Consider the following 15274-nt stretch of genomic DNA (forward strand, 5'->3'; position numbering starts at 1 on the left):
TTCAGTCGCCGTTGATGGCACAGGCGCTTCCGGCATCGAGACGCCGCGCTCTCACTGGGAGTCCGGGGCAGTGACCTCGCTTCAGAACGCAACGCCGACCCCCAGAAACGCGGTGACGACGTTGCCGAGACCCAGCCGGGCCGTGGTGGGACCGGCGGCGAGAGACTGACTTCCGCTCCCCTGCCATCCGGCGCCGGCGAAGGCCGTCCAGCGATCCGTGAGAGCGACCCCGAACTGACCTTCCACGAACCCGCCCCAGCACCAGTCGGTTGCCCGGGCACGGAGGGTCGTTCCGCCTCCGGTGCCCAGACTTTCGCCGAAGGTGAACTCGGTGTCGGCGAGGACGGACAGCAAGCCGCCCTGGATCTGAAACGATGCGCTTCGCCCCAGGGGGATCTCGAGGAACGGACCCAGCTTGAAGCCGTAGAGTTCGCCGTCGATCTGCAGGCGTTGCGTCGCGGTGGCCGGGGTCTCGACGGTCTGCCGGTCGAAGGGCGCATCGGGAATGAGCAAGGGAAGCGGTCCGCCGGGCTCGGGCGCGCCCCCGAGATACGGCGCATTCGGGATGAGGGGCAGTCCGCTCAGGTCGTAGCTGTCACGGATTCCGGTGGTCATCCCGCTGACGGTCGCCTGATGGCGGATGTCGAGGAAAGCGGTGCCGAAGGCGCCACGCAGTCCGGCATGAACGGTCCCCGTGCGGCCCAGGGGAAAGCGGGTGAGGACCCGGTCGTAGGCGATCTCGAATCCGTAGTGCGGGTCGTCCTTCTCGCGCTGCGTCAGGCCGTCGGCAGGCGACCGCACGCTGTGGAGATGCAGGACGGTGCCGTCCAGACTGGCGGGATCGTCGTAGGCCCAGTTCCAGGTGCGGCCGCCGGCGTTGCCGCTGTCGTCCACCCGCACGTGGCCGTTGTCGTAGAGCCGGTCGATGCCTCGCACGTCGATGGCCGGGCCGGGATCGGCAGGGGACGCGCGGTGGGCAAACTCGGCGGAGACATTGAACAGGAAGCGGGCGCTGAGGCTGACCCGGTTGGCGGAACGCTCGGGTCCGGGGCCCGCGCCGAAGTCCGCCGCCAACCCCACGGTGGCGACCGTCGGGGCGAGGGCGCCGGCCACGGCGAGGCGGCGCCAGGAAGTGGAGGTGCGATGGGAGGTCATGGGCTGGTTCAGAGTTGGAGTGGAGCGTTCGATGGGGGGATGGGGCTCTCACGAATGCACCAGGGCACGGAGATGAACGGGAACCTGGCGATCGTGGCTTCGAAGTCGGTGGAGCGGGTGACCCCGCTCACGAGGTTGGGGGTCATGGGACCTGGACCGCGCGATAGTAGCGGGCGGGACCCGGCGAACTGGCGGTGACGGGAGGCCCAGGGTCGGCCCACACGACCCACCCACCGGTCCCGGCGATCGGCGCGGGGGCGGTTCGCCACTCCGGTTCGCCGAGATCGTCCTTGTACTGCACCCGGTAGGTCCGCCCGGAGTGAGTCAGGAACTGGAGATACAAGGTGCCCTCGACGAACCGGGTGTGGGCGGGATCGATCGCGATGGCTTCCCCGGCGACGGAAGGGACCGGCGTTCCGGCAACCTGGGTCACCGTGAATCGCGGGGTCGGAATCGTGACGCGGTCGAGGACGATGTACTGCACGGGAATCGTGAACCGGGTGCCGCCCTCCAGCGGGCCGTCCAGATCGAGAAACGGCACGCCACCCCCCGTCTCGCCACTGCGGCGATACAACCGGATGGGGCGCCCACGGGAGTCGGCGCCAAGATCGTGAACGGCGAGGCGAAGGGCCTGACCCGCCGGCACGCCTCCCGGCGGAACGACCAGGGTCACGGCCTGCTCGAAAAGGCCGCTGGCCGGACTGAGAGCCAGACCCACCGTGCCGGAGAGGATCACCGCCCCGTCGATCGCGGTGAGGGGCAGTTCGGAACCGGCCGCATCGAGGAGGACGGATCCGGCCCCGAACACCACCGGAATCACCGTGGATCCAGCGACGTCGGCAGCCGCAGTCAGATGGAGGATGGCCAACGCACTGCCGCCCGGCTCAAAGGTCCGTCCCCCGGGCATTTGGACCTCCATGGACACCCCGCCCTCGGGCAGCCGATCCCAGGTCAGGGTGGCGTCGCCAGCCCCTGCGCCGCGCTCGATCTCCCGGACCGCGAGAAGCGTGTCGTCGAAGGCCAGCCTGGCCCTGGCGAGCACCTCGGAACCGTCACCGACCTGTTCCAGGGTCACGGTGAGTTCTTCGCCGGGCCCCGCACTCCCTCCGACAAGACGCAGACTTCGATCGACCACCAGCAGCGACCACGCCGCACTCGTGACCGTGCCGCACCCATTCGAGACGCGCACCGCATACTCCCCGGTCGCCGCATTCCCGACGTTCTCCAGAACCAGAGTGCCACCGGTGGCGCCCGGCAGATCGGCGCCATCCTTGCTCCACTGGTACGTGAAGGGTCCACCGCCCGCGACACCCACGCCGAAGGACACCGTCGATCCGGGAATCGCCGCCTGATCGGCCGGCGGCTGAGTAATGTTGGGGGGCAGGTTGACCGTGACGTGCGCCACGGTCGTGACCGCCTCGCCCCCCGCATTATTTGCCGCGACATCGTAGGCTCCGGCATCGGTGGCCTGGGTGGCGGGCAATTCCAGGGTCGGACCGGTCGCGCCCGGAATCGGGATGCCATCCTTGCGCCATTGAATCGCGGGAGGCGGCGTCCCGGAAACGGCGGTCTCGAGGACCACCCGGTTCCCCGCACACACGGTCTGGTCCCGTGGATGCAGCGTGATGGCCGGCGGCACGATGACCTCCAGCCGGGCAGTCCGGCTCACCGCCGTCCCGGCCTCGTTCACCACCCGGAAGTCGTACCCGCCGGCCCGGCTTGGGATCACGTCGGGGATCGAGAGGCTTGGCTCCGTCTGCCCCTCAAGGTCGCTTCCCTCGAACCGCCACTGGTACTGGAACGGCGGCGTGCCCTCGACTTCGACCTCGAAGAGTGCGGTCTGGCCCTGAACCACGGTGAGATCCGAGGGCTGGGCTTCGATCCGGGGCGGATGCACCACGGTCAGTCGCGCCAGCCGGCTGGTGACCGAACCCTCGCTGTTCTCCGCCACCAGCCAGTACCAGCCGTCGTGTTCCGACCCAACCGAAGGGATCTCCCAGACGCTGTCCGCGACGTCGCCCAGAACACGGGCCTCCGCCGGCTCGGGGGTCGCCGAGTACCACCATTGATACGATGGCAACGGCCAGCCGTTGACGGTTGCGGCGAGTCGGGCGGAGGCGCCCGCGGGGATGCGCTGATCCCCGGGTTCGCTCACCAGCAACGGCGCGAGAGGTCCCGGCACCACCGTCAAGGCAACCGGGGCGCTGGTGACCGAACCGCCGGTGTTGGCGAGGATCACCGAGAACGTCGCGCCGGAATCGCCCAGGCCGAGGTCCCGGAGAATCAGCGTCGGTTCGCGGCTGCCCGTGACACGCACGCCGTCGTCGGACAATGGCGTGCCGTTGCGGCGCCAGGCGAAACTCGGCGGCGGAACCCCGACCGCCTCGACGGCAAACCGTGCCTCGCCTCCCTGCGTGGCCGTGATGGCCAGCGGAGGTCGCGTGATCCTCGGTGGCATCCCATAGCTGACGTCCACCGTCGCGGTGACTCCATGCTCGATGCTCACCGGCACGGGCGCCGGCCCGATCCAGTCGGGGACGGCCCGGAACTCGACGGTGTAGGCACCCGTGGGCACGTCGGCTTCGATGCTTCCCGAAGCACGCCATGGGCTGGTCCCTGCACGCCGCCACTGCGCGCCGGCCGCCACCACCTCGGGAGGCTCGATTTGGACCCGCAGCGATCCGGTCTGGCGCACGTAAGTCGCGGTCGCCTGCGCAGGTTCCCCCGTCACGATGCTCACCGTCTGCGAGGCCGGCGTGGTCCAACCCGCGATCGGCCGGAACTCGATTGGGGCGGCCCCGGTGGCCAGTCCGGATTCGGTGTCGCCGCTGTTCCGCCAGGTCGGCGTGCCGGTCCGGCGCCATTGAGCGCCCGCTGCCACCACCTCGGGAGGCTGGATCGTCACGCGCAAGGCGCCCGAACAGACCGGTGCGCCACAGACGGTGCCCCCGGTGAGTTCCGCCCAACCCAACGGGCGGGGGACTCCGAACTGGTTCACGCCGTACTCACGAATTCGGGCCAGACCAACATTCGGTGCCAGGTGGATGAACTCCGGCATTTCAATGGTCTCGGGATCCTCCGGATCGGTGGGGTCGATCAGGGTGAACGATCCCTCGACCGACCGGCTGTCCGCGTAAAGGCATGCGGGCACCCGCAGCGAGCCGGACACGCGAACATCGTACCGATACTCGACCCGCACTCCGAATCCCGCCGACGGCAGCCCCGACCCGCGCAGGATGGCCGAAGTGGAACCTTCCATGACCCCTCCGCCGGCCAGCGTCCCTTCGTTGAGAAAGACGATCGGCGGATTGAAGGTCGCCTCGAAGGATTCCGAACCCAGATAGAATTGGGCCCCGAGATAGAGCAGCCTGTCCCCATCGACACGGTAATAGCGCCGCTGTTCCGTCGCGGTCGCCCCGCTTCCGGCGGTGATTCGCAACTGAAAGCCCGACTGGCCCCGATAGTTCACCGTCGAGGTCGCAACCCGGACATTTCCCTGCGTGCCGGTGAAGTCGCGGGTGTCCCCGTTACACAGCGGAAAGAACTGCTGGAGATAGGGACCCGCCTGAAGTCCGGGCGCCAGCCCCAGGGCCAGCAGGGCAACCCACAGCTTCAACGAGAGGGAAGGACGGCGCCAGGCGGCGGCGGGACGTCCTACAAGGGGGGTGGAAGAGGTCGCATGCACCGGAGGTTCGAGGGATGTCGTATCCTCGCGGATCGCCCGTCGCCGCGTCCATCCGTTGGATGACGCGATCTCGCGCCAATTGTCCCGCTGCGCAGTCCTGAACCGCGTCGATCGACGCGATCCTGCAACGGACTTCTCCAACGCTCATCCCAGCCTCTGGCCGGTCCGGGGCAGATGCGAACCCGTCCCTCCGCGGTAATACACCGCCACCGCCTGGGCCAGGGTCTGCACATGCAGCTTGTGGTACATGGAGTGGAAATGGTTCCCCACCGTTCGCGCGCTGATGCCGACGCTTCTCGCGATCTCCTCCGGCAACAGTCCCTCGGCAGCGAACTCCAACACCTGCCGCTCCCGCTGGGTCAACGGGGCGAGCACCTCGCGCACCTCGCCCTGCCTCAGGAAGTGATCCAGCATCAGCCGGGCAACCCCGGGCGAAAACGCCCCGCCGCCGTCCAGCGTCTCCTGAATCGCCTGGATGAGCCCCCGGGCCGTCGGCGGCTTGATGAGGTAGCTCGACGCCCCCCGACGCAATGCCTCGAAAATCCGTTCCGGACCGTCCTCGATGGTCAGGATCAGGACCCGGATGCCGGCATCCTCCTTCCGCAACGCGGTCAGGCATTCCATCCCATCCATCCCGGGAAGTCCGAGATCGAGGATGACCAGGTCCGGCTTGTCGGACTTGAGGAACTCGAGGGCGCGCCGGGCGGAACCGTGGGAACCGACCACGCGCAACCCGGGCGTCAGGGCAATCACGCCCTCCAAATGCCGGCGCGTGGGTTCGTGGTCTTCGATGAGGGCAATGCGGGAGTTGGGTGGGGTCATGGATCCGCGGGTGGTGGCGGAATTGAACCAGAGCCGGGCCAACCTTGGAAAGCGACTTGCCACGGGTCCCCCACTCCGGGGGGCATCCGCGAGTTGTCGGAAGGCGCAACGGGATTGGCGTCGGGGTCGCTATCGGAATCGGTATCGACAGGAGCCAGGAAGCTTCGCGCATCGCCGGAGTTCGTTTCGGTTCGATTCCGATGCCGATACCGACCCCGACGCCGACGGTCCCCTCGTCGGATCCCTCGACCGATCACATCGCCGACAATATGGAGATGCACCCGGGTTCCCCTCGAACTCGTATTCTTAATCTTAATCTTAATCTTAATCGCCCTCCCCAGTTCCCATGCTGAATTGGAGCTTCGAGAAATATCAAACCCATCGGGCCCGCCCGATAGGTTCGATCCTGCCCGGACCTCCCATTCCGCGTGGGAACCGGGGAGGGCTATCGCAACCCTTCCATGGGGAGGACAACCTGAATACGGGCCCCTCCTTCCTTGCGAACCCCAAACTCCGCAGTGCCCCCCATGGACTCGGCGCGGACCCGGAGATTGCCCAACCCGTGTCCGCCCTCGCGGCCCTCCGGGTGCGGCAGTCCATTCCCGTTGTCATCCAACCGCAAGGCCACGTGCAGGTCATCGACGGCGACCTCGAACGTGACCCGGGTCGCGCCGGCATGCTTGAGCACGTTGGTGAACGCCTCCTCGAAGATGAGATCGAGGTGCTGCCGCGGATTCGCGCCCACCGGGAGATCCGGAATCCGCTTCGGAAGTCGCAGTCGGCATTCCAGTCCCGCCGCACGGGCCCGTTCCGCCATGCGATCGCCCAGGCGGATGACCAGAGTGGACAGCGCCAGCGAACCCGGGGACGACGCCGACACCAGGTCGCGCAGGCGTTGGATGGGACGCCGCAGGGCTTCCGGCAACGACTCGACCGATCCGCGGCGGGTGGCGGCGCCGTTGGCCAGTTCATCCGCCAGCATCGCCAGGTACGTGAGGTCCCCGCCCAGGCCGTCATGCAGGTCCCGCCCGATGCGCATCCGTTCGCGAAGCGCGGCGGCTTCGGCTTCGAGCGTCCGAATGCGACGCTCCTTCGACAGTCGCCAACGCATGCCCCCGACGAGGCCCAGCACGACGGCAGCAACGACACCCGCTCGAAAACCCGCGGTCTCGACGAGGAACGGCCGGATCACGAAAGGCATGGGGTTGGCATGGGTGATGGCATCGGTCCCCGGATGCCGGGCGCGAACCTCGAACCGGTAGGCCCCGGGCTTGAGGTTCGCGTAGTAGGCCTCACGCATCGTTCCTTTCGGGTGCCACTCGTCGTGCAAGCCGGCCAGCCGGGTCTCGAATTCGATGGACCCGGAGCGGTGGAAGGTCGGTGCGGTGTACTGAAACTCGAGGACCCGCGCACTCCCCGGAATGAAGCGAAGCACCCCTGAGACTCCCGGCACGGGATCGATCGACTCGATGCCGCCGCGGCGCGATCCGCGCATGCGGTCCAGCACCAGCACGCCATTGGCGCGCACCCGGTCCACCTGGACCGACCCAGGCGGACGTGGCGGGTCGAGCCGCCGGGGATCGATCTCGGCAAGGCCCCGGGCCGTGGCGAACAACAGCCGCCCATCCCGGCACTGTACCGCCGCCGGCTGGCTCCATTCCCCGGTGAAATCGACCGACCCCAACCCCTCGGCACAATCGATCCAGCGGGGCGTCACCGTGCCGATCTCACCCGCGAGAAACGATTCCAGCGGGGCGCGTTCGAGCACTTGCAGCCCATGCAGCGTGGCCAGCCATACGCCATCGTCCCCGGCATCCAGCACCTCCACGACGTCATCCCGCAACAGCCCGTTCCGATGGGTCAGCGTCCGGATCGCATCCCGCCCTCCATCCCGCCTGATCACCGCCACGCCGGCCTCCGTCGCCACCCAGAGGCGTTCATCCCGGTCCAGTCGCAAGGAGCGGATGGCAGAACCGGGAATGCCCGCCTCATGGGTCCAGGCACGAAGCCCTTCGTCCGGTGACCACTCGAACATTCCCAGGCCCCGGGTTCCGATCCAAAGTTCACCCTGCGCGCCCAGGCACACGGCACTGATATCCTGCTGCGCCTCCACCTCGGTGGTCACCATCGACACGCCTGGTTCCAGCACCACCACGGCCCCACCCGCGTCATCGGGTCCAGCGCCGGCCCCGCCGTCCGCTGCGGGCATCGCCTCGAAGGGAATGCCATGCACGCCGCGAATGGTGGACACCCACAGCCCGGTGTCGGAGGTCACGATGCCATTAACCTTGTTCCGGTTGGGATCCCCGCCGATCCGGAAACGCCGCAGGGTCCCGCCTTCCCACAGTGCCAGTCCGTTGTGCAACCCGATCCAAAGCCGCCCGGATGCGTCCTCCGCCAGGGCACGGACATTGAGCGCCGGTTCAGCCCGGACCTCGACCCATGCCTCCGGACGGTCGCCCTCGCGAAACCAAAGGCCCCGGGGACCGGCCACCCAGACGCGGCCATCCCCGGTCTCCAGGACGGTTCGCAAGTCGTGCGCGGGTCCTGTTTCCCGGGCGACCCGCGGCCGGAGCTGCAACAGTCCGGAGTTCTCAGTGCCCAACCAGACGTTCCCCTCGTGGTCACAGGCCGCGCAGATCGCAAAGTCCGTGCCAAGTGCCGGCACGGGCATCCGGCCAGACGTTCCTTCCGAATCGATGCGAAGCAGGTGCCCGGGCCCCCCCGAAATCCACGACTCGCCTCCCACAGCCACGCCGAAGATCGATCGTCCTCCGTTGCCGATCATCCCGTCCGAAATCACCGCGACGGTGTCCCCCCGGGTCGTCAGGAGATGGCCCCTCGCTTCATGCGTGAAAAGCCCGCCGACGACCCAGTACTCTCCCGTCTCCCGTCGGGCGAAGGCCCAGCCGCCGCCCTTGATGACGGGGGTCGCCCCCCATGAATCCTCCACCGCCTTCGCCGGATCGATCCGCAGAATCCCCAGCGAGGTGCCAATCCAGTACCATCCGTCCGTCGCCGGTGCGATGGCGCGAATGGCATATTGCCCGACCAACGTTCCAGCCGGCGGAATCTCGATCCGCCCGTCCCGCCATCGCGCCAGCCCGGCCGCGGTCCCAATCCAGACGTCCTCCGCAGTCACCGGCAGGATCGAGAAGATGGCCGGATTGCGGAACCCTGCCTCCCGATCCCACACCTCCACCGAGCCATCATCCGCCAGCCGCAGCAGGCCATTCAGGCTCCCCAACCACAACGCCCCGTCAGGTCCCTCCGCCATCGAGGTAATGGCACTCCCGTCCATCCCGGGAACGCCGGCCCGATCCAGAATCACCATGTCCGTGCCGTCGTAGCGGACCAGGCCCCGCTGGGTGCCGATCCAGAGAAAACCATTCCCTGTCGCGAGCAGGCAGTTGACCTGGTCATACGGCAGCCCGTCCTCGACCGTCCACTGCCGCACCACGTAGTCATCGACGGGGGACGACGACAAGCCGGCGGGTCCGCGATCGGCATGGGTCGCGCCGAAGACGGGCAGGAACGGACCGAGGGAGAACGCCAGAACCCTCCGAACCGCGGTTGAATACCAGCGGTGGACCATGGGATGCCGCAAACCCAGCACAATCCCCAGGTTCATGCCAAGCGGGCAGTGGCGCCCTGCCCGTTCGGCCCCTTCGGAGGGACGAGCTCTGCGAGTCCCCAATCCATTGCACCCCACCATTTTCCCCTCCTCGGGACTCGTACTCAGCCCGAAGGGCGGTACTCGTACTCGTAATCGTCCTCGGTCCTCGAAGCCGCAGGCACACCGTTTCAGCGTCGCCTCAAAGCTGATCCGATGGGTTCGACCGTGTTCGGACCTCCCGTTCCGCATGCGAACCGGGCAGGACGATTACGAGTACGAGGCCAGCTGCAAGAAACTGAGGTGCGCCCCCATCGCTCCACTCCCCTGCGGCCTCGCAGAGCTCGGCCCTCCGACTTCACCACCCCCCTTCACCTTTCGGAGGGACGAGCTCCGCGAGTCCTCAGCCCATCGCACCCCACCCCCCTGTCGCCGCGGACATCAGGACGCGCACCTTCCAAACAGCCGGCTTCCCACCCGACCGCGATTCCAGCAGGCTTTTCTCAGCAGTGCCCAACGTCACCACGGCCTTGACCCCGTTATCTTCCTCCCCACTCCCAGCGCCTCCCGGCGGTGAATTTTCCTGCCGCGATCGCTTCCTTCGCGCCTGCGCCTGTCAGCCCGTCGATCGAACCCCCGTCTGGCTCATGCGCCAGGCCGGCCGCGTCCTCCCCGAATACCGGGCCCTCAAGGAACGCCACTCCTTCCTCGAGCTGGTCCGCACTCCGGAGCTGGCCGCCGAGGTCACACTGCAACCCATCCGGCGCTTCCAGTTCGATGCCGCCATCATCTTCAGCGACATCCTCGTCATCCCCGAGGCCATGGGGCAGGGCTACCACTTCGCCGATCAAGGTGGGATCCGGATGGACTGGACCCCGAAGAACCGCGCCGACCTGGATCGCCTCGACCCGGCCCGCGCCCGGGACCACCTCGAATATGTCGGAGCCGCGCTCCGGTTGGTCCGACGCGAACTGGACGGCCGGACCGCCCTCATCGGCTTCTGCGGCTCCCCCTGGACCCTCGCGAACTTCATGCTCGAAGGCGGCAGCTCGCCCGATTTCCGTCAGGCCCATCATCTCCGGGTCACCGACCCGCCCGCCTACCACGCCCTCGCCGAACGGCTCACCCAGGCCCTGATCGAATATCTCCGGCTCCAATGCGATGCCGGCGCCGACGCCCTCCAGATCTTCGATACCCTCGCGGGCCTCCTCCCCGGAGACGATTACCCCGATGCGTCGGGACGCTGGATCCGGGAGATCGTGTCCGCCCTCGGCCACCGCGTCCCGATCATCGTCTTTTCCAAGGGCGCCCACGCCCGCTGGCGCGACCTTGTGGACACCGGCGCCGAGGTGATCGGCCTGGGCCCCGACGCCCCACTGGCCGAACTGCGCCAGTGCGTCCCCGGCCACGTCGGCCTGCAGGGCAACCTCGATTCCCGCCATCTCACCGCCACCCCCGAGGTTGTCAGCCGCGAATCCCGCACCATTCTGGAAATCATGCGCGGCCGCCCGGGTCACATCTTCAATCTCGGCCACGGCGTCCCCCCCGACGCCCCCCTCGAAAACCTCACTGCACTCGTCAACACCGTCCGTTCCTTCGCATGAGCGGTCTTCACGTCGATCTGGACCTGATCCGGAAATACAACGTCGCGGGCCCCCGCTACACCTCCTACCCGCCCGCGACCCGCTTCGCCGATTCCTTCCGGGAACCGGATGCCCGGACGGAACTCGCCGCCAGCAATGTCGAGCCCCGCGACCTTTCCCTCTACTACCACATCCCCTTCTGCGAATCCCTCTGCTGGTTCTGCGGCTGTACCACCGTCATCACCCTCAACCACCGTCAGGGCGCCCGGTATGTGGAGTACCTCGACCGGGAAATGGCCCTCACCCGTCCCCTCCTCCATCCCGACCGGCGGGTCACCCAGCTCCACTGGGGCGGTGGTTCCCCCACCTTCCTCGCCCCCGACGAAATCCGCACCCTGGGCGCCGCCATCCGCCGCCACTTCCACCTGGCCCCCGACATCGAGGCGTCCGTCGAAATCGATCCGCGGCGGCTCTCTCCGGATCACATCCAGGCCCTCCGCGATGCCGGCTTCAACCGCGCCTCCCTCGGCGTCCAGGACTTCGATCCCCAGGTCCAGTCCGCCATCCACCGCATCCAGCCCGCCGATCTCACCGCCGAGGTCATCGGCTGGATCCGGTCCGCCGGCTTCCAGTCCCTCAACCTCGACCTGATCTACGGGCTTCCCTACCAGACCCTCGACTCCTTCCGCCGCACCCTCGATCGGATCATCGAACTCGCCCCCGACCGCCTGGCGGTCTTCAGCTACGCCCACGTCCCCTGGCTCAAACCCTCCCAGAAGATCTTCGAGAAACGGTCCCCCCTGCCCTCCCCGGAGACCAAGCTCCAGCTCCTCAAACTCGTCGTCGAAACCCTCACCAGCCAGGCCGGCTATACCTATATCGGCATGGATCACTTCGCCCGCCCCGGCGACGAACTGGCCCTCGCCCAGGCCCGCGGCACCCTGCAACGCAACTTCCAGGGCTACAGCACCCGCGCCGGCACCGACATCGCCTCCTTCGGCATGTCCGCCATCTCCCAGACCGCGTCGGCCTACTGGCAGAACCACAAGACCCTCGACGCCTATTACCCCGCCGTCGAGGCCGGCCAGCTCCCCGTCGCCCGCGGCTGTCCGGTCACCGAGGACGACCGAATCCGCCGTGCCGTCATCATGGAGATCATGTGCAATCTGCGCGTCGAGTTCGCCCCCCTCTCCCGGCGCCTGGGCATCGCCTTCACGGAGTATTTCGCCCGCGAACTCGACAGCCTCGCCGACCTCGAAGCCGACGGCCTCCTCCACGTCCGCGGCGATGGCTTCTCCCTCACCGATCTCGGTCGTCTCCTGGTCCGCATCATCGCCATGCGTTTCGATGCCCACCTGCCCCAGACTTCCGAGCGACGCTTCTCCCGCGCCATCTGACCCATCGTCCCAATCCTCCCACCCCCATGACCCAGGTCGGCATTCTCGGCGCCGGCATCACCGGACTCACCGCCGCCCACGCCCTCCGCAAAGCGGGCTTCTCCGTCACCGTGTACGACGCCGCCCCGCACGTCGGCGGGGTGATCCGCAGCCATCGTGAAGGCGGGTGGCTCGCCGAGCTGGGACCCAACACCATCCTCGACACCAGCCCCCGCATCGGCGAACTCCTCGCCGACCTCGGCCTCACGCCCCGTCGCCTCGATTCCAACCCCGACGCCAGCGCCCGCTACGTCGTCCGCGACGGACGCCCCGTCCCGCTGCCCATCTCCGGCCCGCGCTTCTTCACCTCACCCCTCTTTTCCTGGAAGGCCAAACTCCGGCTCCTTCGCGAACCCTTCCTCGGCCGCACCCCGGGCGATCCCAGCGTCGCGGACTTCGTCCGGCACCGGCTCGGACAGGAGTTCCTCGACTACGCCATCGACCCGCTGGTCACCGGCATCTACGCAGGCGATCCCGCCGCCCTCTCCATCCGGCACGCCTTTCACCGCATCCACGACCTCGAAGCCCGCTACGGCTCGCTGATCCGCGGACAGATCCTTGGCGCCAGGGAACGCCGCAGGCGCGGCGAGGTCTCCAAGGCCTCCGCCCCGAAGTTCTCCTTCGACCACGGCCTTCAGGTCCTCCCCGATGCCCTCCACGCCTCGATGCCCGACGCCGTCCGCCTGGAAGCCTTCGTCACCACCCTCAACCCCTCCCCATCCGGCTGGATGATCGCCGGCGATCATCACGGCGCCCTCTTCACCGCCCAGCACCAGGCCGTGCTCTTCTGCGGCACCGCCCATTCCCTCGCCCGCCTCCAGATCCCAAGCGCCGACCTCCCTTCCCTCGCCGCCTTCGCCGACATCCCCTACCCCCCCGTCACCAGCGTCGTCCTCGGGTTCCGACGCGACGAGGTCCGCCACGACTGCCTCGGCTTCGGCATGCTGATCCCTCACCGGGAGGGCTTCGGCATCCTCGGAACCATCTTCTCCTCCTCCCTCTTTCCCCGGCGCGCCCCCGACGACCACCTGACCCTCACCACCTACGTCGGCGGCGTCCGCCGCCCCGAAGTGGCCGGGCTGCCCGATGACGAACTGATCCATGTCGTCCGCCGCGATCTCGGCCGGCTCCTTGGCGTCGCCGGGCAACCCCGGTTTCAGCACATCGCCCGATGGCCCCGTGCCATCCCCCAGTACATCCTCGGCTACGATCGGTTCCTGCACACCCTCGACGCCCTCGAATCCCGACTTCCAGGGTTCTTCGTCGCCGGCCATTTTCGCGATGGCGTCGCCCTCAGCGATGCCATCCAGACGGGCGCCCGCATCGCCCGGCGCATCGCCACCCACTTCGCCGCCGTCGGTGTCCGGCCCGATCCCGGCGGACCGGTCCCCGTCGCCCAACCTGTTCCTCATCCCCAATGACCCCCCAAGGCGTTCTCCTCATCAACCTCGGTTCCCCCGACTCCACCGCTGTCCCGGATGTCCGCCGTTACCTGCGGGAATTCCTCATGGACCCGCGGGTCATCGATTCGCCCTGGCCCATCCGCGCCTTCGTGGTCCACGGCCTCATTCTGCCCTCCCGCCCGAAGCAATCGGCCGAGGCCTACCACCAGATCTGGACCGACGAAGGCTCGCCCCTGGTCGTTTCCGGAAAACGGGTTCGCGCCCTCCTCGAAACCCGCCTGGGTTGTCCGGTGGAACTGGCCATGCGCTACCGCAATCCCTCCGCCGCCGATGCCCTCCAGCGCCTGGCCGCCCGCGGGGTTCGACAGGCCGTGGTGATCCCCCTCTTCCCCCACTACGCGATGTCCAGCTTCGAGACCGCCGTCGAACACGTCGCCGCCACCGCCCGCCGCGTCACCCCCGACCTCGCCTGGCACGCCATCCCTCCCTACTTCGAAGATCCCGCCTTCCTCGACGCCCTCGTCGCCAGCGCCGAACCCTACCTGGCCCAGCCCCATGACCATCTGCTTTTCAGCTTTCATGGCATCCCCGAACGCCACCTGCGCAAGAGCGATCCCACCCGCTGCCATTGCCTGAAGACCCCCAATTGCTGCGAAACCCCTTCCCCGGCCCACGCCACCTGCTACCGCGCCCAGTGCCTGCGCACCGTCGCCGGCTTCCTCCAACGCACCCAGGCCTCCCCCTCCTCGGTTGCCTTTCAATCCCGCCTCGGACGTGATCCCTGGCTCAAACCCTACACCGACCTCGAAATCCCCCGCCTCGCCCGGTCCGGCGTCAAACGCCTCGTCGTCATGTGCCCCGCGTTCGTCGCTGATTGCCTCGAAACGATCGAGGAGATCGGCATGCGAGGACGGGAACTCTTTCTCGAAGCGGGCGGCGAGGAGTTCACCCTGGTCCCCTGCCTCAACGAACATCCCCGCTGGATCGAGGCCCTCGCCTCCCTCGCCTCCCGCCCCCGCGCATCCCGGAGTGGTGGGGAAGGGTGCGAACTCCGCTAAGCGGCGCTTCGGAGGGCCGAGTTCCACGAGGCCTCAGCGGTGTGGCGCGTTGGGTTGAGGACTCGCAGAGCTCGTCCCTCCGATTCGCTGCCTCCTCACCCACAACTCCGCGATGCACCGCTCCCGCCCCGTCCCAGCCTGAAATGAAAAGCTTGAAGGGGCGGCCAGGCCGCCCCTTCTCGCTCCTCCGCTTGGGAATCTCTCAGTTCCCGAAGTTACACCAGCCGCCGGCGCGCCATCGCCAGCCCGGTCAGGCCCGCCCCCAGCATCGCCAGGGTCAGTCCACCTTCCGGCACGCTCGGCGGCGGGCACCACACCAGCATGTCCTGCTTGCGCTCGCCGTCCTGCGTCAGGTTCAAGGCGTACACCGGGAACATTGCCGTCGGATCGTTGTTCACTCCGCCCGTAAACCCGTTGTCCAACGCGTACTTCACGAACTTGTTGCCGTTCGGATCCGCCAGCACCCACTCCTGCTCGAAGTGCCACACCGCCCGCTGAAACGCCTGCGCATCCGCCACT

At 67.9% G+C, this 15274-nt stretch carries 9 protein-coding genes; 4 read left to right on the forward strand and 5 right to left on the reverse strand.

Going from position 1 to position 15274, the window contains the following annotated elements:
- Nucleotides 1-81: 81 nt before the first annotated feature.
- The 4 genes from KF833_23910 to KF833_23925 form a co-directional block, all read right to left on the reverse strand.
- A complete protein-coding gene (locus KF833_23910; protein MBX3748363.1) occupies nucleotides 82-1155 on the reverse strand; it encodes a hypothetical protein in 1074 nt (357 codons plus the stop codon).
- Nucleotides 1156-1297: 142 nt separating this feature from the next.
- Entirely contained in the window at nucleotides 1298-4840 is a 3543-nt protein-coding gene (locus KF833_23915; protein ID MBX3748364.1) for an immunoglobulin domain-containing protein, read from the reverse strand.
- Nucleotides 4841-4984: 144 nt separating this feature from the next.
- Entirely contained in the window at nucleotides 4985-5662 is a 678-nt protein-coding gene (locus KF833_23920; GenBank protein ID MBX3748365.1) for a response regulator transcription factor, read from the reverse strand.
- 445 nt (nucleotides 5663-6107) lie between these two features.
- Nucleotides 6108-9293 carry a hypothetical protein gene (locus KF833_23925; protein ID MBX3748366.1) on the reverse strand — a complete coding sequence of 1062 codons (3186 nt, stop codon included), beginning with the start codon at nucleotides 9291-9293 and terminating at the stop codon, nucleotides 6108-6110.
- Nucleotides 9294-9805: 512 nt separating this feature from the next.
- Here KF833_23925 and hemE point away from each other — a divergent pair.
- The 4 genes from hemE to hemH are packed head-to-tail and all read left to right on the forward strand — an operon-like array spanning nucleotide 9806 to nucleotide 14755.
- On the forward strand, nucleotides 9806-10879 hold the full coding sequence (gene hemE, locus KF833_23930; protein ID MBX3748367.1) for a uroporphyrinogen decarboxylase: 1074 nt from the start codon (nucleotides 9806-9808) through the stop codon (nucleotides 10877-10879).
- On the forward strand, nucleotides 10876-12255 hold the full coding sequence (gene hemN / locus KF833_23935) for an oxygen-independent coproporphyrinogen III oxidase (protein MBX3748368.1): 1380 nt from the start codon (nucleotides 10876-10878) through the stop codon (nucleotides 12253-12255). Before hemE ends, hemN begins: the two co-directional genes overlap by 4 nt.
- Nucleotides 12256-12281: 26 nt before the next feature.
- Nucleotides 12282-13715: a protoporphyrinogen oxidase gene (gene hemG / locus KF833_23940; GenBank protein MBX3748369.1), complete on the forward strand. Its 1434-nt coding sequence runs from the start codon at nucleotides 12282-12284 to the stop codon at nucleotides 13713-13715.
- Complete coding sequence (gene hemH, locus KF833_23945; protein MBX3748370.1) at nucleotides 13712-14755, forward strand: ferrochelatase; 1044 nt, start codon at nucleotides 13712-13714, stop codon at nucleotides 14753-14755. Before hemG ends, hemH begins: the two co-directional genes overlap by 4 nt.
- Before the next feature lie 215 nt (nucleotides 14756-14970).
- On the opposite strand, the gene KF833_23950 is transcribed toward hemH, so the two are convergent.
- Nucleotides 14971-15274: hypothetical protein (locus tag KF833_23950; GenBank protein MBX3748371.1), on the reverse strand; the 304-nt coding region annotated here is incomplete at its 5' end.

Source organism: Verrucomicrobiia bacterium (assembly GCA_019634625.1).
Classification (GTDB): Bacteria; Verrucomicrobiota; Verrucomicrobiia; order Limisphaerales; family CAIMTB01; genus CAIMTB01.